This window comes from Actinomycetota bacterium, from assembly GCA_018334075.1.
Taxonomy (GTDB): Bacteria; Actinomycetota; Coriobacteriia; order Anaerosomatales; family UBA912; genus JAGXSC01.
Genome location: JAGXSC010000007.1, coordinates 72,990 through 95,320 on the forward strand (window position 1 = coordinate 72,990; position 22,331 = coordinate 95,320).

The 22,331-nt window shown below is 58.5% G+C and carries 30 protein-coding genes, 1 tRNA gene and 1 pseudogene; 28 read left to right on the forward strand and 4 right to left on the reverse strand.

Annotated features, from left to right (window positions below; all coding sequences use genetic code 11):
- The first annotated feature begins 7 nt into the window (after positions 1-7).
- Together KGZ89_00920 and KGZ89_00925 are read left to right on the forward strand one after the other, a co-directional pair.
- On the forward strand, positions 8-742 hold the full coding sequence (locus tag KGZ89_00920; GenBank protein ID MBS3973422.1) for an ABC transporter ATP-binding protein: 735 nt from the start codon (positions 8-10) through the stop codon (positions 740-742).
- Complete coding sequence (locus tag KGZ89_00925; GenBank protein ID MBS3973423.1) at positions 742-1,929, forward strand: ABC transporter permease; 1,188 nt, start codon at positions 742-744, stop codon at positions 1,927-1,929. Before KGZ89_00920 ends, KGZ89_00925 begins: the two co-directional genes overlap by 1 nt.
- Before the next feature lie 29 nt (positions 1,930-1,958).
- Here the strand turns inward: KGZ89_00925 and KGZ89_00930 are convergent, their stop codons facing one another.
- A complete protein-coding gene (locus KGZ89_00930) occupies positions 1,959-2,459 on the reverse strand; it encodes a bifunctional nuclease family protein (GenBank protein MBS3973424.1) in 501 nt (166 codons plus the stop codon).
- 28 nt (positions 2,460-2,487) lie between these two features.
- A complete protein-coding gene (locus KGZ89_00935) occupies positions 2,488-2,637 on the reverse strand; it encodes a hypothetical protein (protein ID MBS3973425.1) in 150 nt (49 codons plus the stop codon).
- Positions 2,638-2,778: 141 nt separating this feature from the next.
- Between KGZ89_00935 and KGZ89_00940 the strand changes: the two genes are divergently transcribed.
- The 13 genes from KGZ89_00940 (at position 2,779) to KGZ89_01000 (ending at position 8,856) form a co-directional block, all read left to right on the forward strand.
- Positions 2,779-2,855, forward strand: a tRNA-Ile gene (locus KGZ89_00940).
- A gap of 324 nt (positions 2,856-3,179) precedes the next feature.
- Entirely contained in the window at positions 3,180-3,581 is a 402-nt protein-coding gene (locus tag KGZ89_00945) for a hypothetical protein (GenBank protein ID MBS3973426.1), read from the forward strand.
- 196 nt (positions 3,582-3,777) lie between these two features.
- The gene (locus tag KGZ89_00950; GenBank protein MBS3973427.1) at positions 3,778-4,251 is read left to right on the forward strand and encodes a VanZ family protein; all 474 of its coding nucleotides are present in this window, start codon (positions 3,778-3,780) and stop codon (positions 4,249-4,251) included.
- A gap of 191 nt (positions 4,252-4,442) precedes the next feature.
- Positions 4,443-4,883 carry a GNAT family N-acetyltransferase gene (locus KGZ89_00955; protein ID MBS3973428.1) on the forward strand — a complete coding sequence of 147 codons (441 nt, stop codon included), beginning with the start codon at positions 4,443-4,445 and terminating at the stop codon, positions 4,881-4,883.
- A gap of 149 nt (positions 4,884-5,032) precedes the next feature.
- Positions 5,033-5,587: a VanZ family protein gene (locus KGZ89_00960; protein ID MBS3973429.1), complete on the forward strand. Its 555-nt coding sequence runs from the start codon at positions 5,033-5,035 to the stop codon at positions 5,585-5,587.
- A gap of 173 nt (positions 5,588-5,760) precedes the next feature.
- Positions 5,761-6,015 carry a ribbon-helix-helix protein, CopG family gene (locus tag KGZ89_00965; protein ID MBS3973430.1) on the forward strand — a complete coding sequence of 85 codons (255 nt, stop codon included), beginning with the start codon at positions 5,761-5,763 and terminating at the stop codon, positions 6,013-6,015.
- A 268-nt stretch (positions 6,016-6,283) separates the two neighbouring features.
- Positions 6,284-6,559 (forward strand): type II toxin-antitoxin system Phd/YefM family antitoxin, encoded by a 276-nt coding sequence (locus KGZ89_00970; GenBank protein MBS3973431.1) that lies wholly within the window; start codon positions 6,284-6,286, stop codon positions 6,557-6,559.
- A 5-nt stretch (positions 6,560-6,564) separates the two neighbouring features.
- Positions 6,565-6,867, forward strand: a complete 303-nt coding sequence (locus KGZ89_00975) for a type II toxin-antitoxin system RelE/ParE family toxin (protein MBS3973432.1) — start codon at positions 6,565-6,567, stop codon at positions 6,865-6,867.
- 265 nt (positions 6,868-7,132) lie between these two features.
- Positions 7,133-7,414, forward strand: a complete 282-nt coding sequence (locus tag KGZ89_00980) for a type II toxin-antitoxin system Phd/YefM family antitoxin (GenBank protein ID MBS3973433.1) — start codon at positions 7,133-7,135, stop codon at positions 7,412-7,414.
- Complete coding sequence (locus KGZ89_00985) at positions 7,411-7,707, forward strand: type II toxin-antitoxin system RelE/ParE family toxin (GenBank protein ID MBS3973434.1); 297 nt, start codon at positions 7,411-7,413, stop codon at positions 7,705-7,707. Before KGZ89_00980 ends, KGZ89_00985 begins: the two co-directional genes overlap by 4 nt.
- Positions 7,708-7,785: 78 nt before the next feature.
- Positions 7,786-8,061 carry a type II toxin-antitoxin system Phd/YefM family antitoxin gene (locus KGZ89_00990; protein MBS3973435.1) on the forward strand — a complete coding sequence of 92 codons (276 nt, stop codon included), beginning with the start codon at positions 7,786-7,788 and terminating at the stop codon, positions 8,059-8,061.
- A complete protein-coding gene (locus tag KGZ89_00995; GenBank protein ID MBS3973436.1) occupies positions 8,058-8,366 on the forward strand; it encodes a type II toxin-antitoxin system RelE/ParE family toxin in 309 nt (102 codons plus the stop codon). Before KGZ89_00990 ends, KGZ89_00995 begins: the two co-directional genes overlap by 4 nt.
- Before the next feature lie 112 nt (positions 8,367-8,478).
- Positions 8,479-8,856, forward strand: coding sequence for a GNAT family N-acetyltransferase (locus KGZ89_01000; protein ID MBS3973437.1), 378 nt, complete (start codon positions 8,479-8,481; stop codon positions 8,854-8,856).
- A 71-nt stretch (positions 8,857-8,927) separates the two neighbouring features.
- Here KGZ89_01000 and KGZ89_01005 read toward each other — a convergent pair whose 3' ends face one another.
- Positions 8,928-9,566 carry a VanZ family protein gene (locus KGZ89_01005; GenBank protein MBS3973438.1) on the reverse strand — a complete coding sequence of 213 codons (639 nt, stop codon included), beginning with the start codon at positions 9,564-9,566 and terminating at the stop codon, positions 8,928-8,930.
- Between the two features lie 457 nt (positions 9,567-10,023).
- On the opposite strand from KGZ89_01005, the gene KGZ89_01010 reads away from it, so the two are divergent.
- The 13 genes and pseudogenes from KGZ89_01010 to KGZ89_01070 all read left to right on the forward strand — a co-directional run bounded on the left by KGZ89_01010 (position 10,024) and on the right by KGZ89_01070 (position 19,095).
- Positions 10,024-11,589 carry a potassium/proton antiporter gene (locus KGZ89_01010; protein MBS3973439.1) on the forward strand — a complete coding sequence of 522 codons (1,566 nt, stop codon included), beginning with the start codon at positions 10,024-10,026 and terminating at the stop codon, positions 11,587-11,589.
- 390 nt (positions 11,590-11,979) lie between these two features.
- Positions 11,980-12,381 (forward strand): annotated as a pseudogene (locus KGZ89_01015) (restriction endonuclease).
- Positions 12,382-12,481: 100 nt separating this feature from the next.
- Positions 12,482-12,724, forward strand: a complete 243-nt coding sequence (locus KGZ89_01020) for a type II toxin-antitoxin system Phd/YefM family antitoxin (GenBank protein ID MBS3973440.1) — start codon at positions 12,482-12,484, stop codon at positions 12,722-12,724.
- Positions 12,721-12,984 carry a Txe/YoeB family addiction module toxin gene (locus tag KGZ89_01025; GenBank protein ID MBS3973441.1) on the forward strand — a complete coding sequence of 88 codons (264 nt, stop codon included), beginning with the start codon at positions 12,721-12,723 and terminating at the stop codon, positions 12,982-12,984. The genes KGZ89_01020 and KGZ89_01025 overlap by 4 nt, the downstream gene beginning before the upstream one ends.
- 204 nt (positions 12,985-13,188) lie before the next feature.
- Positions 13,189-14,508: a hypothetical protein gene (locus tag KGZ89_01030; GenBank protein MBS3973442.1), complete on the forward strand. Its 1,320-nt coding sequence runs from the start codon at positions 13,189-13,191 to the stop codon at positions 14,506-14,508.
- Positions 14,509-14,620: 112 nt separating this feature from the next.
- Positions 14,621-14,770, forward strand: a complete 150-nt coding sequence (locus KGZ89_01035) for a hypothetical protein (GenBank protein ID MBS3973443.1) — start codon at positions 14,621-14,623, stop codon at positions 14,768-14,770.
- Positions 14,771-14,780: 10 nt separating this feature from the next.
- Positions 14,781-15,257 (forward strand): hypothetical protein, encoded by a 477-nt coding sequence (locus KGZ89_01040; protein MBS3973444.1) that lies wholly within the window; start codon positions 14,781-14,783, stop codon positions 15,255-15,257.
- A 169-nt stretch (positions 15,258-15,426) separates the two neighbouring features.
- Positions 15,427-16,089: a hypothetical protein gene (locus tag KGZ89_01045; protein ID MBS3973445.1), complete on the forward strand. Its 663-nt coding sequence runs from the start codon at positions 15,427-15,429 to the stop codon at positions 16,087-16,089.
- A 24-nt stretch (positions 16,090-16,113) separates the two neighbouring features.
- Entirely contained in the window at positions 16,114-17,001 is an 888-nt protein-coding gene (locus KGZ89_01050; protein ID MBS3973446.1) for an ABC transporter ATP-binding protein, read from the forward strand.
- A 17-nt stretch (positions 17,002-17,018) separates the two neighbouring features.
- On the forward strand, positions 17,019-17,924 hold the full coding sequence (locus KGZ89_01055; GenBank protein MBS3973447.1) for a hypothetical protein: 906 nt from the start codon (positions 17,019-17,021) through the stop codon (positions 17,922-17,924).
- A 65-nt stretch (positions 17,925-17,989) separates the two neighbouring features.
- Positions 17,990-18,259 (forward strand): hypothetical protein, encoded by a 270-nt coding sequence (locus KGZ89_01060; GenBank protein MBS3973448.1) that lies wholly within the window; start codon positions 17,990-17,992, stop codon positions 18,257-18,259.
- A gap of 68 nt (positions 18,260-18,327) precedes the next feature.
- A complete protein-coding gene (locus KGZ89_01065) occupies positions 18,328-18,471 on the forward strand; it encodes a hypothetical protein (GenBank protein MBS3973449.1) in 144 nt (47 codons plus the stop codon).
- Between the two features lie 195 nt (positions 18,472-18,666).
- The gene (locus KGZ89_01070) at positions 18,667-19,095 is read left to right on the forward strand and encodes a hypothetical protein (GenBank protein ID MBS3973450.1); all 429 of its coding nucleotides are present in this window, start codon (positions 18,667-18,669) and stop codon (positions 19,093-19,095) included.
- Between the two features lie 22 nt (positions 19,096-19,117).
- Here the strand turns inward: KGZ89_01070 and KGZ89_01075 are convergent.
- Positions 19,118-22,331 (reverse strand): glycosyl transferase family 36 (locus tag KGZ89_01075; GenBank protein ID MBS3973451.1); only part of this gene is annotated, 3,214 nt, incomplete at its 5' end.

The window sequence follows — 22,331 nt, forward strand, 5'->3', positions numbered from 1 at the left end:
CCCAGCAGTGCTCGAGGTGACCGATGTCACCAAGAGCTACCTGATGGAGACCATCGAAGTTCATGCCCTGTGTGGGGCGAGCCTTGTTGTCTCGGAAGGTGAGATGCTGGCGATCATGGGGCCATCGGGCTCAGGGAAGTCGACTCTTATGCATATCATAGGCTTGCTTGACACCCCGACGACAGGGTCGGTGAAGCTGCAGGGCGAAGAGGTATCCAACATGGCGCCCAACAAATTGGCGGCCTTGCGCAACAAGGAGATAGGCTTTGTTTTCCAGGCCTTCAACCTTTTGGCTCGCACCACGGCTTTGGCGAACGTCGAGTTGCCCCTGGTTTACGCCGGTGTTTCATCTGCTATGCGGACAAAACGGGCAAAGGAGGCGCTGGAGCAGGTTGGTCTCGGCGATCGCGCGGGCCACTTCCCCAGTCAGCTGTCCGGGGGCCAGCAGCAGCGAGCAGCGATAGCTCGTGCGCTGGTTATGCAACCCAGCATAGTGCTGGCAGACGAGCCCACAGGCAACCTCGACTCAAGATCCGGGACAGAGGTCATGGCGATCTTGCAGGATCTAAATGAGCAGGGAATAACGGTAGTGCTCGTCACTCACGATCACGAGGTGGCTAGACACGCGAAGCGCATCATTCACATAGGGGACGGGCGCATTGTTCGCGAAGAGACTGTCGAGTCGCGGGTGTTCGCCAGAGATCGCTTGAAGATGAGCTCTGCCGAGGAAGTGTCTGCCTGATGAATCTGGGAGAGAGTCTTACGGTCGCGATTCGCGCGCTGTCCGCAAACAAGGTTCGCACCACGCTGACGATGCTGGGCGTGATCATCGGAGTTGCCGCCGTAATCTTGCTGGTCGCCATTGGCTCCGGAGTGCAAGATGAAGTCACCGGTACGATCGAGGGACTTGGGAGCAATCTGGTCTTTGTGTTACCCGGCAATATGGAGGAAGGCTCGGGTGGACCCGCTGCTGTCTCCATTACGATGTTCAGCATGGAAGACGCCGACTTTCTCAGGCGGCGCCTTGGACCAGAGAACCTGGTGGTGCCTATAGTTCAGGCACCGGTGACTCTTCGTGTCGGGAATCGAAGCATGCGCTCGGCTGTGGCCGCCGCAAACGAGCATGCGGGAGAGGTCTTTGCGTCGGACTTCGAGGGCGGCAGGGACTATCGGCGTAGTGAGGTCACAGCCGGCTCGCGGGTTGTAGTGCTGGGAAGCAGTGTTCGCGACGAGCTGTTTCCATTTCAGGATCCGGTGGGCAGAGAGATTGATATCAACGGCCAGCGATTCACTGTGATTGGACATCTCGCGGCGCAGGGGGGCACGCTCACCGGGGATCAGGACAACCAGCTGTATATGCCAATCACCGCGGCCCAGCGCCTCCTGGGCACAGAAGACGTTAATTCCATTATTGTCAAAGCCGCCGAGGCCGACCAGGTTGAGCTGGTGCAGGCGCAGGTGCAGCGACTTCTTCGGCCGTCCTTCGGTGAGGAGTTCAGCGTTTTTACGCAGGAGCAGACCCTCGGCATTATGGCATCGCTGCTGGGAACGCTAACGGTTATGCTCGCCGGCATTGCCGGAATATCTTTGCTTGTGGGCGGCATTGGGATTATGAACATCATGCTGGTCAGCGTCACTGAAAGGACGCGCGAGATCGGCATCAGAAAGGCTGTCGGAGCGAAAACCTACGACATAATGTCTCAGTTTGTGATCGAAGCGCTTCTGATATCGGTTATCGGAGGAGCTGTAGGCATGGCCCTGGGATGGGCAGGAGCCGCGGCGCTGCAGGCTTTCGTTCCAACACAGGTGACCGCGTGGGCGGTCGCGCTCGCATTTTTCTTCTCGGCGGGAATAGGCGTGTTCTTTGGAGTGTACCCCGCCTATCGGGCTTCTCGGCTGAAACCGATCGTCGCGCTGCGGTACGAATAAGGACCGATGCGCCGCCAAGGCTTTCAGCATCAGCCTTGAAAGTCGCGAGGATCCACGCTTTCAAGAAAGTCACGAAACTGCTGAACCTGCACCTCTTCATCTTCTGAGGGGCTACTTTGGTCAGCTGTCACGGCGGCCTCGTCAAGGACTTGCTCGGCGACGTAAATTGGCGAGCCGGTCCGCACGGCCAGAGCTATTGAGTCGCTGGGGCGGGCATCGATAACCACGGTGCCGCTTTCGTCTTCCAGGAAGATAGCGGCGTAAAAGGTTCCTGCCTCAAGCCGGGTGATCTCGACTCGCGCGACCTGGTGGCCGAGTGTGGAGACTATGTTGCTCAACAAGTCGTGGGTCATGGGACGCGGAGGCTCGATGCTTTGCAGGGCAAGCAGAATCGATGCGGCTTCGGGGTGGCCGATCCAGATTGGCAACAGACGCGCCGAGGACTCCTCGTCGTCAACGGGCTTGAGGATAATTACCGGCTGGTTCGATGCCGCATCAACCGACAGCGATACGATCCGCACATGAACCAAGGTGCTTCTCCTTTCCCGGCGCGGGAGATCAAAACTTCTTTTTCAACTTGCCCAGAATCTTCTTTGCGCTTGAGCTGCCTTTTTTTTGCTTTGCGGCTTTTTCGACGACGTCTTCAAGCTTGTCCAATTTCTTTTCGAGACTTTTTGCGCCCTTGAGCACTTTTTTCAGGAAATCCATATTAGGCCTGCTTTCTTATGAAGAGTAACAGTTTACTTGCAACGTATGTGCCATTATCCCCCGAGCCAGGCAATCGTGCGCATCAAGTATTTGACGGGGGCCATTGCGCTTTAGTATTGTGTCGAGGCTGCTCCCCCTTAGGGGCCCGTAGCTCAGTTGGTTAGAGCGCACGGCTGATAACCGTGAGGTCAGTGGTTCGAATCCACTCGGGCCCACCAGCAAAATGTGAGATCTCCGCTCGTATGAGCGGGGCTTTCTTGTGTCAGGCGTCGTAAAATCGGGCGAGGTCTGCTTGGGGGAGACGAACGGAGACGGAAGTCGCTGCCACCTGCCGGATCAGCGCGCTACCGATATCGAGTCGCATCAGTAGCTTGGCATCGCTTCCTATGCCAGTTGTGACTGAGCAGCATGTGGCGATGCTGCTGTCGTCTGTGCGCAGAGGCGAATCCGCCTAACCAGCGCATCCACGCCGCCGGCACACCCTGTATGCTAAACTCAGGTCAGAAGCGCTGCCTTCATATTAAGTAATAAGAGGGGTCGCCGTGAGTACGGTTGGGGTTCCAACGCGAATTAAGGTAGTTGCATGGTCGTGCATACTGCTGGGGGCAATCGCCTTGGCCAGAACCGCGGTTCTGCTCTCTCAGGGTGAGGTGAGCCTCGACCCAGCAGCGCTGCTGCTTTTTGCAGGTATCGCTCTGCTCTTAGGATTGACCCGTTTCCGTATGTGGATCAGCGTGTACATCGCCTACGTGGTTACTCTCGTGATTGTCGGTCTGTCGCTCGTGCTGGCAAGAAGCTTCGACCGGATAGTGGTTGGGGGTTTGGTCATTGAGGCTTGGCCAGAAGCCCTCACCGCACTCATTTTCGTCGTGGCGCTCGCCTTAACAGCGTTCTGGGCCCTGTACAGCAGCCCTCGGCCTCGGTCAGACGCCGCCGCTCACTGAAATGTAGAGCTTGCTCTCAATGGCTGGGTGACAGAGGGCTGATAGGGGCTTGGCCCGCCGACGGGACTCCGGCACCGTCTCGGCCGGCTTACCAAGGAGGGAATTGTAATGCTCCTCGACTTCGACGGCCTTACCTGGATTCTGGGAGCACTTGTGCTCCTTGCGAGTGCCGCTCTCCGGAGGAGCTCTTGAGTCGATGAGGCCTGTCACAAGCTTCATGTCTCGGGTCAATTTCATACCCGGGGACCTAGGAGCGTACGGCATATTCTTCGACAGCAGGCAGCTCATTCTCAATGTCCTGCTAGCTGTTCCATTCGGTTTCGGTGTCAACTTCGTGCTGCAGCCCGGTCGTATAGGCATAGGCTGGTTAACGCTTGCCTTCGGAGTTGCAATCGAATGCCTGCAGTTGGCCATCTCGCTCACGCTTGGCTATGCCTACAGGGTCATCGATGTGAATGATGTGCTGCTGAACGCACTTGGTGTGCTGATTGGCTATGTCCTATTTCGTGTGTTTGCCAAGGTCTACCTGACAGTCATTCGGCGTGTTGAAACCGATCGGCTTGAGGGATTGGCCTCCTACTTACTCGAGGTCGCCATGGCTTCAGAATCGCCAAGGACTCCCCCACTGGGAGCCGCACCGAGCAGGGGTATCGGGACCGAGGACCGCTAGGCGCGCATTACATCATCCACATCGACGGATTTCCATCTGATGCGAATACCAGAAACGATCCTACATGCTGTATGATCTCCATCGACAGCGACGCCGCGACACGGTCGATGGATGATCTCGGTCGCCTGCGGGCCTCTGAGGGAGCTAGTGGCTCTGCAGAATCGTTAGCCACACTTGATGGGGGGGGACGGGTGGAGGTCGGAAGGCTCGTCGAAAGCGATATGGAAGCGGTCGCCCGGCTCTACGAGCAGTTCTGGGGCGAGCCCTCATCGGTGGAGCGCATGCGGGAAGCGTTCCGGCGGCTCAAGTCCAATCCGGACTATGTGTTCCTTGCAGCCAAGAACGGCGGCGAGCTTCTCGGCACGGCCACAGGGATTTTTTGCGGCGACCTCTACGGGGAATGCAGGCCGTTCATGGTCGTTGAGAACTTCGTTGTCGATGCGGGCTGGCAGCGCACGGGCGTTGGATCAGCTCTGATGCGCGAGCTTGAAGCTGCAGCAGTTGAACGCGACTGCACGCAGATCATTCTCGTTACGGAGTCCGATCGTGTCGATACTGTTAGCTTCTACGAGTCGCTTGGCTATGAGAGCGGACCGTATCGTGGCTTCAAGAAGCGGCTGCAAAGTGGCTAACACGCGCGTCCGCCACGACAAACCGCGGCGGTAAGGCAGCTGAGTTGAGGGCGCGTGGTTCGCAGTACCTGCGCGGACTCGCTGATGCGATTGTCGCCGCCGTACTCTGAAAGGAAGTGGCCATGGCCGACTGGCAGACGGTGCTCGTCGTGTGTGCCCCACTTCTCGTCGCCTACATCGTAATTGAGTTAATCAGAGGGACCCGGCCGCTTGCCGTCGCACTTCGGGCATCCTTCTTCTTGTACGTAGTTGGGCTGGTAAGCGTCACACTGTTCCCCATGCCGGTGACGCACGCTGAGGTCGTGTACACGCAGGCGTTGCCGCAGGATCTTCAACGCCAATTCAACCTCATGCCATTCGCGTCGATGCTCGAGACGCTGAGACTCCCTGCGCGTGCGGCAGCGTTGCAGCTCGTAGGCAACTTCATGCTGTTGTTCCCTCTGGGCTATCTTGCACCGCTGCTCTGGCCACGCCTGAGCAGTCTCGCTCGAGTAGCCCGGCTCGTCGTGCTCACGGCCTTGGCCATCGAGGGACTCCAGTTCGGCATCTCTCTGCTCCTCGGCAGCTGGTACAAGTCCGTCGACGTGGATGATATCATCCTGAATGTTGCCGGGGGATGCATCGGCTATCTGGCCCACACGGTCATGGCCCCCCACCTCGCAGCGTTCGATTTTTCACGGAGCCAAGCAGAACGGAACCCCTAGCGCAAGAGTAGTTGTCTGAGGGCGGCGCGCGGCTAACAATGAGATCGAGTCTGGCAGCTTCTACGAGTCGCTTGGCTATGAGAGCGGACTGTATCGTGGCTTCAAGAAGCGGCTACCGGGCACCACCGCAGCTATGATGTATATTCACGATGTACGTTCAACGGAGGTGCATCATGCGGCGAACTCAGATATACCTTACGGATCGCGAGCGGAAGGCGGTCAAGGCGATCGCGCAACGCCTGGGTACGACCCAGAGCGAAGTGATTCGTACAGCAGTCGACCGGTTCATCGACCGCGAGAGTTTGGCGGGTCGGCTCGATCTGATTCGCAGCGCGAGAGGAATGTGGAGAGATCGCCAGGACCTGCTCGACGCAGATGCTTTGCGAAGCGAGTGGGATCGGCTGGATGCTGGGGCTGACCGCTCGTGACGACGAAGCGCCTCCTTCTCGACACTGATGTGACAGCGCTACCGACCGGCCCACGGCACCGGACTCGCTGATGCGATTGTCGCCGCATCGGCCGATTCCGTTGGTGCGGTGGTCGTGACGTTCAACAAGCGGCATTTCTCCACGATGAAGGATGTGGTCGTTCCGTACAGTCGCAGTTGAGTGGTGTCGAACACGCGCATCAAGCTGGCGCGCCCGAGTTCGTCGGCGCTATGTGGTATCATTGGTTGTACCTTAGGAGGTGCTACCAATGAGTGCTCTACCCGCAATCATCCCCATCTCTGATTTGCGTCAGGACACCGCCGGCATCATCAAACGGGTCGTTGCCACTGACGAGCCGGTCGTCATCACTCAGCGCGGACGTGCCTCCGCGGTGCTCGTCAGCGCAGAGGCCTACGAGCGCACTCAGTACGAGAACGAGCTTCTTCGCGCACTCGCACGTGGCGACGCTGAAATCGCAGCCGGGGTCGGGCGCGATGCAGAAGACGTGATGGCTGAGGCCCGCGCCCTACTCGAGGCGAAGTAGTCCAGATGCGGGTGCGCTTCACGCCACAGGCTGACCGCCAGTACCTCGGGGCGATAGCTTACCTGCGGTCGAAGAACCCAGCCGGAGCACTCACCTTGATGCATCGGGCTGAGGCGGTGATCGCTCAGCTGCGCGATCACCCGCATTCAGGTCACGCAATTCCGGAGTACCCCGATCTGCCGCACCGCGAGCTGCCGGTGCCGCCGTATCGCTTCTTCTACCGTGTGGTCGGCGAAACCGTATGGATCATCGCGGTGTGGCATGCACGTCAGCTGCCTGAAGAGCCCGACGATTTCGCGCGTGGCTAACAAGCGCATCGGCCAGATATGGATTTTGCCGTAATGAAGATAGGTTCTTGCTTCACAGACGGGGCCTGTCTGCCAGCGATCGCCTACATGTGGAGCGCAAGCGGGCCGAGGGGATGAGCACTTCCGGTCAGGTAGACTCGGCTAGGGAGCGCATCCGGGGCGTGCTGCCACGAGCGCCAAGATGCTCGACGGAGAGCGACAGCTTCGTGACAGTCGTCCTAGCGTACGCTACACTGTACGCGATGGCGACCTCAGGAGGTATATCATGCCTAACATCCGGCCTTCGACCGATGTGCTGCCGGTGACGGAGTTTCGCGCGAACACGTCGGCGATGCTCGCCCGTATGCATGCCAGCAAGCGACCGGTCGTGCTCACCCAGCACGGCCGCAGTGCCGCGGTCGTCATGGACGTCGATGTGTACGAGCGGCTCGTCGACGAGATCGACATGCTGCGCGGTCTCCATATCGCGGAGGGGCAGATCGCTCGGGGCGAGGGCATCCCTCACGAGCAGGCGGTAGCTGAGCTGCGAGAGCGGCTCCTTGGATGAGGGTGATCTGGGCGCCGCTCGCTCGCGAACACGTGGCGGATGCTTTTGCGTTTATCTCGGCGGAACGCCCGGCCGCCGCTGTCCGGTGGTTCGAGCGGGTCGTCGAATCTGCCGGTTCACTGTCGGCTTTCCCGGATATGGGGCGGATGATGCCTGAGGCGGGCCGCTCCGAGGTCCGTGAGGTGCTGGTAGACCCGTATCGCCTCATCTATCGTCGCGATCCGGACACGATAGTCATCATCGGCGTGTTCCATTTCCATCAGGATGTGGATGCAGAAGATCTGTCCGGCTGAGGCGGTCGAAAAAGCGCCAACACGTTAGCCGCACAACCATTTGTGGTACCATATTCACTACCTAAGGAGGTACCACAAATGAGCGCGATGCCCAACATCATCCCCATCAGTGAGCTTCGCCAAGATGCATCGGCGATCATCAAGCGCGCGTCAACTTCCGGAGATCCTGTCTTCATCACGCAGCACGGACGAGCGTCTGCTGTCCTTGTCAGCGCAGGGACATACGAGCGAACGCAGCGCGAGCTTGAGATTCTGAGAATCCTCGCCCAGGGTGAGGCTGACATCGAGGCCGGTGCCGGATTCGATCTCGATGTGGTGATGGCAGAAGCAGACGAGCTTTTGGACGCGCCTTGAGGCGCAAGGTCAGGTTCACTCCACCTGCTCGGGCGCAGTTTCTCTCGACGCTCGCCTACATCCGAGCCGACAGGCCCTCGGCGGCCCGCGGCTTCAAGGAGCGAGCGAACCATGACCTCTCACGGTTGATCGAGTTCCCCGGATCGGGCCGAGTGATTCCGGAGTTCCCGGCTCTCGGATTCCGCGAGGTTCTGGTCGACTCATACCGGTTCTTTTACCGGGACAAAGCCGACACTGTGTGGGTGGTGGGCGTGTGGCATGATGCCCAGATCCCGGCTGAGCCGCAGGAGCCGGTTGACGGCTAAGCCTGGCGTCGAGCAGGCTCGGCGCCTTAGTGAGGTAGACTCGGGCTGGAAGCGCGTGGCGCGCAGCTTATGCGACAACACGTTAGGCAAACTAGCGGGGAGGTTAGTCCAAGTGCAGATCCGTACCGCGACGCTTGCAGATGCCGAAGAACTTCGTGACTACGCGGTTCGCCTTTTTGCGGAAGGTCTGCCCGGAATCTTCAAGCGTCCTGATCCGACGCTGGAAGAGGAGCGTCACGCTGGCACCCTCTTACTCTCAGTTGCCTCGTCCCACCGTGGACACGGAATCGGTACGGCGCTCGTCGAGGCACTGATCGCTTGGGCTCCGACCGCGGGGGTCTCACGCATCCAGGCATGGGCGTGGGCGAATAATCCGGGCGCCATCGCGCTCTATGAACGGCGGGGGTTCGAACGCGAGGGGTTATGTCGGCACGCGATCGTCTCGGACGGCGCTTCCGTCGACGTGGTGCTGCTCGCCCGATTGCTTTAGGCCGAGCGAAGGGTGTGCCCGCCCATCGAAAGACACCGTCGGAGCACCTGCCCTCATTGGAGCTAGTGGCGCTACCGGGTTCCTGCGTCGGCCTTCCGCTTGGCGACCCCAATCAGCGCCCTTGAGAGCAAGAAGCCAAACATCCCTCCGGCGACATTGACAATTACATCATCCACATCGGCGGATTTCCACCTGATGTTGAATACCAGAAACGATCCTACGTACTGCATGATTTCAATCGACACCGACGTCGCGACAGAGAGGATGGCCGTTCGCGACGCACGGTGAAGCCGCTTCCAGATGATCGGCGCCATGAAGCCCAAGGGCATCAGCAGCAGAAGGTTGCCCAGCCAGTTGCGGAAGAACACTCCCAGCCCTTGCGATTCTGCTCCGGTGAGGCTTGAGGCGATACTGTGAAATGGAACCAAGTTCAGGTCAGGTGATACGTAAAGGGAGGCGTCGGAGCGTACGCTGGCTATCTCCGCGAGACTGATGGGCACGGGGAACAGGGTGACTTCCACGACCATCGATACGTACAAGACGAAACATAGCGTGACGAAGGTTTGCCGCCCAGGAACGCGTTTCCGGAGACAGAGAGCGCTGGCAACCAGCAGTGCTGCGATTGTGGGGTAGAGGAGCAAGTCCCCTGTCACGAAGCTGACAGGAGGGTTCGATCCAAGAACTCCGAGGAATCGGTAGAGCAAGGTCACATCCTCTCGCTGCAGAGGCGGGTATGCGGCGGTGGAGACGGTAGCGAGTGCCTATAACTGCGAACGACGGTCGCCCCTGTTGTGCTGGAGTTGAATTTTGGCTGAGCCACAACTCTGTAGATCTTAGTCCCAAGAGAGCCGTCAGTCACGTGATACAGCCTAAGGTTATCGCTCCCGTCGCCACACTGGCGATTCAGTGCGAATGCAATGGTCCGCCGCCTCCTGGTGGAGTTCACAAGTGCCTCCTGTTCTCTCACCGCCACCGCCGCGGGTGCAATCATCGCAACTGCTCCTTACCGGGATCTTACCTTCTGGGCTTCCCTCGTATCCGGCGGAAGGGGACAGGCATGATCGTAATCGGCATCGACCCGCATATGAAGACCCACACGGCAATCGCGCTCGACGGCGCCAAGGGCACCGGCGCGCAGCTTATGCGCTATATTGTTAGGCGAAGACCGTGGGCCCCGCGGGCATGAACATGCCTGAGGGTCGGCTTGATCGGTGTAAAGACGGGCTTCTCGTAGAGCCACCCATCGGAGAAAGAGCGGACACTTTGGATTCAGCCATTGCTTATGCCCTTCTCGCAGGCGCCTTACTACTCTTACTTAGTCTTCTTGCCAGCAAACTGACATCACGAGTTGGCGTTCCCGCACTCCTTCTCTTCTTGGCCTTTGGGATGCTCGCGGGCTCCGAAGGATTGGGTGGCATCGAGTTCGATGAACCACGAATAGCAATGGCGATCGGCTCCATCGCTCTCGCTCTGATTCTCTTTGACGGGGGTCTTCAGACTGACCCCAAGCAACTCACGCAGCCGCTCGTCAGGAGCGGGACTCTCTTAGCCACCGCCGGGGTCGGGATCACCGCAGCGATCGTTGCCGCCTTCGCCACCTTTGTCCTGGGAATGTCACTCGTTGAGGGGCTGCTGCTGGGCGCAGTTCTCTCGTCGACGGATGCCGCGGCTGTCTTCTCAGTGCTCCGTTCTCGCGGGATTGGACTCTCGCCGCACCTCCGAAGACTCATCGAGTTCGAGTCGGGGAGCAACGATCCCACTGCCGTCTTCCTCACCGTTTCGGCGATTGCCGCGCTGCAGTCCGGTCTCGTTCATCCGGCACTGATCCCACTTCTGTTCATTTATAGCCTCGTTGGCGGGGCACTGTTTGGTTGGATTGCCGGGCTGGCACTTGTCAGGCTGCTCAACTGGATCGACTTCGAACACGACGGTCTCTATCCCGGCCTGACCCTTGCCGCAGCAGGTACTATCTTCGGCGTGGCGGCGCTGGGTCAGATAAGCGGCTTCATGGCCGTCTACGTGGCAGGACTGGCGATGGCCGGTCGGGTCTTCGTGCATAAGCGGAGTCTGGTGAGGTTCCATGACGGCTTGGCGTGGCTGATGCAGGTGAGTATGTTCCTGGTGCTCGGCCTGCTAGTCTTCCCGTCGCACCTGGTAGCGCAGCTCTGGCCCGCCATCGGCGTTTCTGTTGTGCTGATGGTCGTCGCGCGACCGCTCGCGGTCTTCATCTCGCTGATTCACTCAGGACTGACCGTGCGGGAGAAGATGATGGTCTCTTGGGTTGGGCTCCGCGGTGCCGCACCCATTATTTTGGCGACATTTCCCATGGTAGCGGGTCTGGGTGTCTCAGATGCAATCTTCAACACCGTGTTTGTGGCCGTGATTGCGTCAGTGCTTGTTCAAGGCCCGTCGGTTGGGTTCGTCGCACGTCGGCTTGGGATTGCTGAGCCGCTCGAGCACGTTGCCCCTCCTATACCAGTGGAGATCGATGTTCCTGCGGAGCGGGGAATGTCTATCCAACGCCTCCACGTCGATGTCGGATCCAGGGCCGATGGCGAGAAGCTGCTGGCGATCGGCGGTCCCTCGCGGCCACTCGTGGTGTTGATACGTCGGGAGGGCTGGCTATTTATCCCGACGGGGAACAGCAGGCTCCTGCCGGGCGACGAGCTGTACGTGCTCGGTTCCGCCGAAGCGGTACAGGATATGCGCGAAGTGGTGCAGAAGCAGAATTGATCCGATGATGGCCTCGCCTGAGTTTAAGTTTGAGGTGCATCGCTTCGCCTTCCGGAGCGACTTCCTACGATCGTGCATGGCATTCCTCCGGGGTCTTGTGGCCGAGACGCTTCCTGGGTCGTGAGCTGGGCTTCGACGCGATCGCGTCGAGATCGGCCTGCGGGATGTGAGCCATGCTCTGGCCCCTCGGCAGATACGGCTCAGGCCGTTCGTGTTTTCGTTGGTGCCTAGCCTTCGACGATTCTGTGGGTCGCCTTCCTCGTCGGCCTGGCCGCGGTCTTCTGGCGGGGCTCGCGCGACCCGTAAGGTAATATAGATTCGCGGCCGCCAATGGCCGCAGTTGCAGTGCAAGCCTAATGCGTCAGGCCGATAGCAGGGAGGGGAAACAGAGTGGCGATTCCTGATTACCAGAGTGTGATGCTGCCATTGCTTGAGTTTGCGGGCGACGGGCAGGAGCACTCGCATCGAGAGACGATCGATGCCTTGGCGGACGAGTTCGGCCTGACGTCCTGCAGCAGGTCAAATCAGCGTCACCCAGTCTCTTTGAGAAGCTCGTCGTCGAGTTGCTTCTGAAGATGGGGTATGGCGGCAGCAGGCAGGACGCTGGACGGGCAATCGGGCGCAGCGGTGATGAGGGAATCGACGCGAGTACGTGTCGCGCATCGACAACAAGAGATCGTCCTGATCGATGGTGCCCAGCTTGCTGAACTGATGATTGACCACAATCTCGGCATAAGCCCGATGGCTACATATGAAGTGAAAAAGATCGACACGGACTACTTCACCGAGTAGCGCTGCTGGCCCAGCGCAAGATCGGCAGAGCAATGCCGGGGCCTTGACGGGACCTGAATCGAAGCGTACGCTATACCGTACGTGCGAGAGGGGCCCCATCATGACCAGCATTACCGCCACCGAGGCCCGCAAGTTGCTCTACCGCCTCGTCGACGAGGTCCAGGAGACCCACGAGCCCGTCCAGATCACCGGCAAGCGCGGCAGCGCGTTCTTAGTCGGCGAGGATGACTGGCGCGCGGTCCAAGAGACGCTCCACCTCGTGTCGATCCCCGGCATGTGCGAGTCGATCCTCGAGGGCATGGCCGCGCCCGTAGACGAGCTCGACGGCGAGCTTGATTGGTGACCTGGCGCCTCGTCTATACGAAAGCCGCCCAGAAAGACGCGAGGCTCCTCGCTGCCGCCGGCCTGAAGCCTAAAGCGATGAAGCTCCTCGCCATCCTCGAAGAGGATCCGTTTTTCACTCCGCCCCGCTTCGAGAAGCTCGTCGGTGACTTGAGCGGCGCATACTCACGCCGCATCAACATCCAACACCGGCTTGTCTGCGAGGTGCTCCACGAGGATCAGGTCGTCAAGGTGCTCAGGATGTGGAGCCGTTACGAGTGACGGCGTGGTTCTAACAGGCGCATCCACCACGACAAACCACGGTGAGGGGCCTGCGGTGACTGAAGGGTGTCAGCCGCTGCTCTAACACGCGCTTCAACTCGACGCGCAGGAGGTTGGTGTATCCTGTAAGGGCAAGCCGCGCGAGTTAAGCGCTACTAAGTTAGACACAACAGTCTGAGCGGGCGGGCTGAGGCAGGGGTACTAATGCCGGGAATCCCAGATCGCTTCGTTGCGACGGGCGCAGACACCGCAATCGCCATCACCCGAGCTGCGGTGAAGCATCGGCTAGGCCTCTCCCTATCGTTGCCACTGGCGCACCTCGACGCTGACCGGCTCGCACGTGCGGTTCGACTGTCGTTTGACGCTGAGCCTGTCGTCGGCTGTGCTTTCCGGACTGACGAGCGCAGGGCGTACTGGGAACGCCTGCCGCACCTCGACGGCACAACCATTTCGGTGCACGAGAATGTGGCAGATCCGGACGAGATGATGCGTTCCTTCCAAGCGGTTCCGTTGGAGGATGAGGGACCCCAAGCCGGTGTGGCGTTGTTCCGCGCAGCTGAGCGAGATGTTCTCGGTGTCAAGATCAGTCATGTAGTCGGTGATGGGCGAGCAGCCAAGCAGTACGCGTATCTCCTCGCCAGCATCTACTCCCGCTTGGGGGTGGACGCGGAGTTCGCGCCGGTGCCGAATCTGCGCACACGGCCCAGCGGACGAGACGTTTGGGCGAACCTCACTGCGTCGCAACGCCGCGAGGCTCGCAAGGCCAAGTCGTGGACAAGCCCAACATGGCCTGCGCCCCAATCCACGAGTGCGGGCAAGGGCCTCACGTACCGATGGCTTACCTTGCCTCCTGAACAGTTCGCCTTGTTGAAGGCCTATGGAGCGGACCGCGGATGCACAGTGAACGACATGATGCTCACCGCTGTCCTGCGCGCCTGCATCTCGCGTTTGAACCCACCGGTGGGCGTCCCGCTGTCTCTCATGTACACGGCGGACCTTCGGCGCTATCTGCCAGATGCTGTCGGCCTCCCTGTCTGCAATCTCTCGATCTCGGGCTCCCTCGACATTGAGCGTGTCAACGACGAGTCCTTTGAGGACACGCTGCGTCGGGTCCACCAACGGATGCAGCGGTGGGCGGAGATGTGCTACGGTGCGGGACCGCTCGCGAGTGCGGAGAGGGTTGCAGGCCTCGGATATCGCATCACGGAGCGCCTTCTGGGGCTCGCTTTTCGCGCTGGGGGCGCCTCGGACAAGTCGCCGCAGAAGACGTACCCGTGGTTCACGAACATCGGCGTTATCGATGATGCGAAGCTGCGCTTCGACGACGTTGCGCCCGATTCCGGGTTCATGTTCGGGCCGGGGGCCGACGGGGTGAGCATCGTGCCCGTCGTCAGCACATATCGCGATGCTCTTACCGTCTGCATGGGGTATGGCGAATCGGACGAGAACACCCAGCTAGTAGAGGGGCTTCTCAGTTCCATCGCCGGCGAGATCACTGGCACATCCGCGGTAGAGTGTGCCTGAGATCGAGCGCGTAAGGTTTCGGGGGGCGTGACCCCGAAGTCGTCTTGAGACGTAGTGCGGGCTTCCTTCTACTCTTGGTGTATCGAAGACCCAGAGAAGAAAGGAAACCCGCATGCACGATGATGCTGCGCTCAAGTCGATGCTGGTCGAGCTGTGTCTGGACCGCATAGCTCTGTTCGAGGATTTCGAGAAAACCGAGACACGCGTGCTTGAAGACCTGCTGGCGGGTGAAGGATACCAGGCCACGTGCGATCCTCACTGAGTTCGGCGAGGTGGCCTTTTCCCGCCGTGTCTACATCGACGAGTTCGTGGACCGGCGCACCTACCTCGATGAGATACTGTCGCTCTCGCCCGAGGAAGCGACGGTGAGGGCTGCTGCCTCCAAACTCTCTGATCACCTGCACGGACCTAAGATCGTCCACAAGCTCGACCCGCGGCACGTCAATCGGGCGGTCAAGACCGCCTTTCCAACCCCAAAGACGCAGCTCCGCTCTTCGATCTGCTCGGCGCAGGTCCCCACCATGGGGACGATGGAGGGGACTTGCGCACACCTGCCGGTGCCGCAGAGGGAGCAGACGTTTAAGCTGAAAGACAGGCGCCGTCGCGAGGCGATCGCAAATAAGCGCCGCTACGCATTCAGCTATGAGATGGTACATTCGGACGGAAAGGAATACGAACCACCGGCGGGGCATCTGATGCCGTTTTCGACGCGTCAGCAGTTCCTGGCGATGTTCGGTCCTTGGAACTGAGAGTAGACCCCCCGAATTCTTACGCGCTCTTAAGCAATAGAAGCATTGACGCGCGGAGCGGGGCTATGATATGTCTTTTTTGAGAGGGCGACTTTTTCCAATCAGGCGAAGAGATAACTGCGTGGAAATGGTTGCTGAAGAATAATTTTTAAAGGGGGCGAAAAGATCAATGAAGAAGAAAGTTCGTACTGTGTCGGTGTTGCTAGCGGGGATTCTTTTAATGTCTAGTACCTTTGCGGCTCCGATCGCCGCCGGGCAGGGAAATGGCGAAGGGCAAAATAATTTGCCGAAAAAAGGTCAAGTGATTGATAATCTGCCGACATCCACTGACATTTCAGACTTAGATTTGGTGAAAGGGCGAAAAGATAAAAGCAAGGCTCGGGATGGTAATGATGAAAAGGTTATTCAGGATTCCTATCACTATACTGATGCAGGAGACACGGTTCACTTGCTCGTGACTGCGACGCCGGCAAATTCGACGGTTTTTACGTCAAGATCTAGGAGAGACTACATAAACCGGTTTGGAGTTGTTGTGGCAAGGCATTGGGCAAATACCCAGTGGACCGCTGACGGAATGGGGACAATGCTGAGCTCTCCGAGAAGTCTGTGGAGTGACGAGTGGACGCATTTCCTGTATCACGTTACAGCAAAAGGCGCTTCTTGGAATTGGTATAGGACTGGTTTTAGAGCAAACGCTCAATCGAACATCTGGGCAACTTTTGCGTCTGGTATTCCAACGCCGTGGGGGCTCGTGGCCGGCATGTCCCTTACCAGTCGGTGCATTACAACCGTTAATGGGTTCGGCGGATCTACGGCTGTATGGTTTCCCTAAAAGGTCTTTTTGGGAAGTAAGATAATGACAAGTATTGCAAGCAGAGATGTAAAAATGAGCTTTGGTTCAAAAGAAGTGCTCCGAGGGCTTAGTTTTGATGCTAAGCCCTCGGAGGTGGTTTACATAGCCGGTCTAAATGGTGTTGGGAAAACGACGTGGATGCGAATCGCTACGGGGATTCTTCGCTCTACTTCCGGAGCTGTTCTCTTTGACGACAACGCAAAGGCCGAAGACATACGTGATAAAATCTCGGTCGTGTTTGATGAACCACCTGTTTACCCGAATCTTAGTGGTTCTGACAATTTAAGACTACTTGCCGGAATCCGTTGGCTTGATGATTCCTCAAAAAAGATTCTTGCCGATTTTCAGCTGGAAATCGCTTTTTTAAAAAATAGAGCGGGTCATTATTCATTCGGTCAAAGGCACCGTTTGGCGATGGCGGCAGCTATTTTAAGGCGGCCAACCCATCTTTTTCTTGATGAGCCTGCTGTGGGGCTTGATCCTGTTGCTTGGCGGCAGGTAGAAGAAGGCATTCGGAACATGGCCAGCAATGGCGCCACTATATTGTTAACAGGACAGGATTTTGAACTTATTGGACCATTGGCGGACAAGATAGTCATTCTTCATGATGGCATAGCTTTTTTTTCAGGTTCGCCTCAAGAACTCAGCAAGAGATTCCCGCCTAATATTCGGGTGCGTGCAAGCAATCAAGAAGCCGTAACGAGTGTTTTTCCAAATGCACGTCCCGTAGAACACGAAGAAGGTCTGCTGGAAATAATCTGTTCCTCCGACGATGAGGCAAAATCCGTATCTCTAAGGTTGCAAGAGCTAAGTGTGCCATTACAGGAGCTTTACGTTCACAAGACGACTTTAAAAGAAGCGTTTATAAAAACAATCAAGGAGATCAGTTGAGAGCAAGGTGTTTCAATTTGAAAACTGTTGACAAACTAATAATAGAAAGTCAGCTTGCTATTAAAGGGCGAGCAACCATAGTAATCGGTATTTTGTTGCTCCTCGTTGCGTTTTGGGGGTACATGGCATCATACCAACAAGCTGCAAGAATGGCAGTTTCGGAAGAGGAGAGAGTGATCCCGATATATGGAATTGAAAAATATATGCTCTGGATACAAGAAGACCCTACTGCTAAAGACACAAGAGAGCTTTTTCAAAACCTTAAACCGGTTGCCGGTCCAAATTACATTCTCTCAGTTTTCGCTGTCGTCGGGCCCATGCTTGCCGCTATCTGGGGCGCACTTTTCTTTGGCAACGAATTTGTTTGGCGCACGGCAAAAGTTCGTGCTGTTCATTACGGGTGGGTAAGCAGCATCAAAACGAAAATAGTGGTGGTATTATTTGCAAGTCTGATTGTGGGACTAATTGGGAGCCTTGTTGGGCTGTTAGGAGGCCACATAAGTTTTTATTTAATTAGTCGTGCAACAGAAATAGCTAAATGGGTCGGTGACCCCGTCATCGTCACATCTTGGTTTCAGCAGATTCTTGTCCTTTGGTTAGGGTTGTCGTTTTACGGACTTTTAGGGGGTTTTATTGCGCTTCTTCTTAAAAGTCCCGTCTTCGGTGCTGTAATTGGGTTTACCGTGCCTTACATTGAGGCATATATAGGACAACTGCTTCCGATGTGGTGGCTTCCCCATACGGCTTACAGTGAACTTATGTCAGGCAGCTTTGCTTATCTCGCCGGCTCAATTGTGGGAATTGGATCAAACCCTGGCTTTGCTACTTTTTCCCCGTCTTTACCTTGGGCTGTTGTGGGAGGATGGCTTTTCCTTATTTGTGTGAGCATGATAATTTTATCAAAGTGGCAGGAGATTGCTTAAAGAAGATTAGCTGTGACAGCTTGTAGCAAAACCAGTTGGACGGCTTCAGCAACCGTTGGGCTGTGATGGACACCGCGCACGACTACGAGAACCTTGCTGCTCGCGGAATGCTGTGGCAGTCCGCGTCTAAGGAGGACTCGCCCAGGGCGATTGAGTTGTACGAACAGGTTCGTGACGCGGTCATCGATGACAGGGCTGCAGAGGCCACGCAAGTGTTCAATGAGTTCTGTCGAATACGCAGTGACTGGATGGTGCACAAGACGCATGAATGGCTGGAGGAGCTGCTGCCGGAGGGGGCTGTGTGGTGGCTCAGCGGGACGGCGGAATCTGCCTAACCCGGAGATCGAGCCGATTCGCTGCGCTCGCGGCTCACGCCAAAGAGCGTTAGCCGGATGGGGGTCACGTGGACTCGAAGATTAGCGCAGCTGACTTGTTGAGTGAGGCTACTCGCCGTCGCGACATCCACTTGTCGCTTTTGGTCGCAGATACCGGACTGTGGGAGGCTGCGGCCTACACGTGCCCGTGCTGCGCGTGGCACAGCGGCTGAGACGCAGCGCACGCTCGAGGGCCGGATTCGGTCCTGGGCGGAGCAGCCGGGACTCAACGCCCACAAGATCATCGCCATCGTGGTCGCTGCAGGTGACGGAATTGGTGCCTGCCTAACCCTGAGATCAGCCTACTTGACTTTGGACATCGGCAGACGTAGGTTGATGCCAATGTTGCTTTACATGGAGGCTACACGATGCAAAGCAGGGTTCGAGGGGTCGACGTGAGTACGAGTGGGGTTCCAACGCGAATTAAGGTAGTTGCATGGTCGTGCATACTGCTGGGGGCAATTGCCCTGGCTAGAACCGCGGTTCTGCTCTCTCAAGGTGAGGTGAGCCTCGACCCAGCAGCGCTGCTGCTTTTTGCGGGTATCGCTCTGCTCTTAGGATTGACCCGTTTCCGTATGTGGATCAGTTTTTACATTGCCTACGTGGCTACTCTCGCGATTGCCGGTCTGTCGCTCGTGCTGGCAAGAAGCTTCGACCGGATAGTGGTTGGGGGTTTGGTCATTGAGTCTTGGCCAGGAGCCCTCACTGCACTCATTTTCGTCGTGGCGCTCGCCTTAGCGGCGTTCTGGGCCCTGTACAGCAGCCCTCGACCTCGGTCAGATGCCGCCGCTCACTGACATACCCCCATCACACCCCACATCACCCGCCGAGCAAAACAACCTTCATCTGGTGCCGCTTGCCGTCGCCAGTAAGCGGCACTCGTGTGCCCGCCAGCTCTTCTCCGTCGAGCATCACTCGAGCGACTCCGCGATTTACCCCTCGGGGGTTTTCGACCGAGATCTCGTAGGTGGTCGTCCCATCTCGGAAGGTCATCGAATAGTCTGTCCACGACTTGGGAATACAGGGGTCGACACACAGATACCGCACACCGCCCTCCGAGCAAACCCACAGACCCAGCAGGTGCCTTATGGCCACCTGGTAGAACCACGACGCCGAACCGGTATACCAGGTCCAGCCACCGCGCCCCAAGTGTTGGGGAGCTGCGTATACATCGGCCGCCACGACGTAGGGTTCGACCTTGTAGATGGCAGCAGCCTCCTTTGTGAGCGCGTGGTTCACGGGATTGATAAGCTCAAGCAGGCCGTGGGCCTCGTCCCCATCGCCTCTCAGGAGGTGGGCGAGAATAACCCACAGGGCGGCATGCGTGTACTGCCCGCCGTTTTCCCTGACGCCCGGGACATAGCCCTTGATGTATCCCGGATCCTGCTCCATCTTGTCAAACGGAGGAGTTAGCAGCGCGATAAGGCCCTCTTCTCGCCGCACGAGTTTTTCCTCGACCGAATTCAAAGCCAGCTCCGCCCGGCGAGGATCTCCATCGCCCGAAATCGTCGCCCATGCCTGCACGATGGCGTCGATCCGGCACTCCTCGGCATGGCGTGTACCCAGCGGTGTGCCGTCGTCGAAATATGCCCGCCGGTACCATGCGCCGTCCCACGCGGCGCTGTCCGCCGCTGCGACAAATGCGTTCGCTCGGGCGATGTAAGCTTGCGCCCTCTCGGGTTCGCCCATCATCTCGCAAACAGGAGCGAAGCGCTTCAAAACCACCGAGAGGAACCACGCGAGCCAAACACTCTCACCCTTGCCGTGGATTCCGACCCTGTTCATCCCGTCGTTCCAGTCGCCTCCCCCCATGAGCGGCAGTCCGTTCGGACCCGTTTTCGCGCCGGAATCCAGCGCGGCGCAGCAGTGCTCGTAAACGGAGGCGGCATGCGCGGCAGTGGTCGGCTGGAAGTAGTTGTCTTCCTCTCCATCCGCCAGCGGCGGTCCGTCCAGATACGCCGTGCGCTCATGCAAGACGCTTTCATCGCCGGTTGCCGTGATGTACTCACTTACCACGTATGGCATCCAGTGCCGGTCATCGGTAATCCGGGTACGGACCCCGCGCCCCGTGGCCGGCTGCCACCAGTGCAGCACGTCGCCTTCAGGGAACTGCCGGCGGCTTGCCTCGACGATCTGCGCGCGGACAAGGTCAGGGCGCGTGAGCATCAGGGCGAGCACATCTTGCAACTGATCCCTAAAGCCGAATGCGCCGCTGCTCTGGTATGTTGCGGTGCGGCCCCAAAGACGGCAGCTCAGCGCCTGGTAGAGCAGCCACTTGTTCACAAGAAGGTCGAGCGCGGCATCTGGTGTGCGGCAGGTCAGAGTCGAGCACAGCGCACTCCACAGACCGGTCACCCGCCTGAGCTCATCGTCGATGGCGCCGGGCTGTCTGTACCTGTCGACAAGGCGCCGGGCGTCTTCCAGGACAGGCGTCTGGCCGAGAAGGAAGGTCACGGACGCCGATTCCCCCGGCGCTATCTCGAGCGTCGTCATAAGCGCCCCACAATTGTCGTGATAGCGACCGAAGTGGCCACCCAGACCCTTGCGGTGCATCGCCGCTGGATCTGACGGCGCCCGGTTTCGCCCTATGAACTCAGTGCGGCTGCAAGTGTACGAATGAAGCGGGCGGTCGCACGCCAAAAAAGTCGCCCGGCCGGGATAGTCGGGGTTGTAGTGATTGTGCGCGGTCACCAGCTCATGCTCGGCGTCATACCACGTCACAACCAGGTGCTGAGCCTTGCTTCTCGAGTTGCCGAGAACCCACTCCACGAACTGAGTGGCTGACAATCGCCGATTGCGATCGGTCGTGTTCTCGAGGGTAAGCCGGGCGACCCGTACGGGATCTTCGGCCGAGACGAAGATTTCGAGGGTGGACGAGATGCCGTGAGCATGGTGCTCGAAGCTGCTGGAGCCGGTGGTGTGCCGAATCAGGTAGGGCGCCGAGTCTCTTATCGGCAATGGGGTCGGGCTCCAAAACTCGCCCGTTTCCTCATCGCGGATGTAAATGACTTCGCCGCTGCCGTCGGAGACAGAATCGTTGTTCCAGGTGGTGATTCGGTTCTCATGGCTGTTTTCGGCCCATGTACACGCGATGCCGGCCTCACTGACCATGCAGCCGAAGCGCGGTGACGCCATGACGTTGACCCACGGCGCCGGCGTGTTTTTCCCGCCGTCAAGGATTATCACGTACTCGCCGGTATCCGGGTCGAACCCTCCGTAACCGTTGTCGAAAAGCAGGGCGGGGCGGCTGAACGGAGGCGCGGGGTCGTCGTGTGCGGCTGCTGTGTGCATAAACTGGCCGGGGTAGTCCGGACGCACGCCACGACGATTGAGATGCACCTCGATGGGGCCACCATCACCCTCAAGCGTGGCGCGAGCCACAGAAAGCAGCAGGTTGAGGATGTCGGGGTGCATCTGGTCGGCTCGTCGAAGGAAAACACCGCCGGGTCTGTCGATAAGCTGGAGCGCATGCCCTGTTCGAACCAACAGCCGCAAACGGTCATCAAGTTCATCGGCGTAGGAGGTCGGTCGGGTGTTGAGAATGACGAGATCGGCGACGAGGCCCTTGTGGCGCCAGTATTGGTGCGCCAGAAGCGCTTGACGCACCAAAGGAGCGTGCGCGGGATCCTCTACACGGACAAGAAGTATCGGGTGATCACCGGAGATGCCCAAAGCCCAAAGGCCGGAGATGGGCAACCCGTTTTCCGTGGGCGTTTTGACCTTGAGGGCGGAGTACGGATCGGTGAGCAACAACCGCGACGCCAACCGCTGCAGCGTCACCGACTCCTGCGGAGAGATTCCAAGATCCCGAAGCTCAATCGTCGCTGTGGTCCAGGCCAGATCGATCGCACGCTGCGCGCTGCGTATATCGTGGTATTTTTCGGCCAGGCGGACGGCGGCCTCGCGCGATTCGGCCACGCCGGTTACGAACACCAGCCGGACACTCGCTCCCGGCTCGATATTTACGGCTTGGCGGATCGCGCACACCGGGTCAAGCACAGCCCCTGTCGTGCGGGTCAAATCTCCGCCTGCC

Bases quoted from the DNA above. Each gene is read 5' to 3' on its own strand.
- KGZ89_01020 (MBS3973440.1), top strand. From the start codon at position 12,482: ATGACCAGCATTACCGCCACCGAGGCCCGCAAGTTGCTCTACCGCCTC.
- KGZ89_01050 (MBS3973446.1), top strand. From the start codon at position 16,114: ATGACAAGTATTGCAAGCAGAGATGTAAAAATGAGCTTTGGTTCAAAA.
- KGZ89_00990 (MBS3973435.1), top strand. From the start codon at position 7,786: ATGAGCGCGATGCCCAACATCATCCCCATCAGTGAGCTTCGCCAAGAT.
- KGZ89_00985 (MBS3973434.1), top strand. From the start codon at position 7,411: ATGAGGGTGATCTGGGCGCCGCTCGCTCGCGAACACGTGGCGGATGCT.
- KGZ89_01070 (MBS3973450.1), top strand. From the start codon at position 18,667: ATGCAAAGCAGGGTTCGAGGGGTCGACGTGAGTACGAGTGGGGTTCCA.
- KGZ89_00975 (MBS3973432.1), top strand. From the start codon at position 6,565: ATGCGGGTGCGCTTCACGCCACAGGCTGACCGCCAGTACCTCGGGGCG.
- KGZ89_00935 (MBS3973425.1), bottom strand. From the start codon at position 2,637: ATGGATTTCCTGAAAAAAGTGCTCAAGGGCGCAAAAAGTCTCGAAAAG.
- KGZ89_01030 (MBS3973442.1), top strand. From the start codon at position 13,189: ATGCCGGGAATCCCAGATCGCTTCGTTGCGACGGGCGCAGACACCGCA.
- KGZ89_00950 (MBS3973427.1), top strand. From the start codon at position 3,778: ATGAGGCCTGTCACAAGCTTCATGTCTCGGGTCAATTTCATACCCGGG.
- KGZ89_00965 (MBS3973430.1), top strand. From the start codon at position 5,761: ATGCGGCGAACTCAGATATACCTTACGGATCGCGAGCGGAAGGCGGTC.
- KGZ89_00925 (MBS3973423.1), top strand. From the start codon at position 742: ATGAATCTGGGAGAGAGTCTTACGGTCGCGATTCGCGCGCTGTCCGCA.
- KGZ89_00980 (MBS3973433.1), top strand. From the start codon at position 7,133: ATGCCTAACATCCGGCCTTCGACCGATGTGCTGCCGGTGACGGAGTTT.
- KGZ89_01060 (MBS3973448.1), top strand. From the start codon at position 17,990: ATGGACACCGCGCACGACTACGAGAACCTTGCTGCTCGCGGAATGCTG.
- KGZ89_01045 (MBS3973445.1), top strand. From the start codon at position 15,427: ATGAAGAAGAAAGTTCGTACTGTGTCGGTGTTGCTAGCGGGGATTCTT.
- KGZ89_00970 (MBS3973431.1), top strand. From the start codon at position 6,284: ATGAGTGCTCTACCCGCAATCATCCCCATCTCTGATTTGCGTCAGGAC.
- KGZ89_01035 (MBS3973443.1), top strand. From the start codon at position 14,621: ATGCACGATGATGCTGCGCTCAAGTCGATGCTGGTCGAGCTGTGTCTG.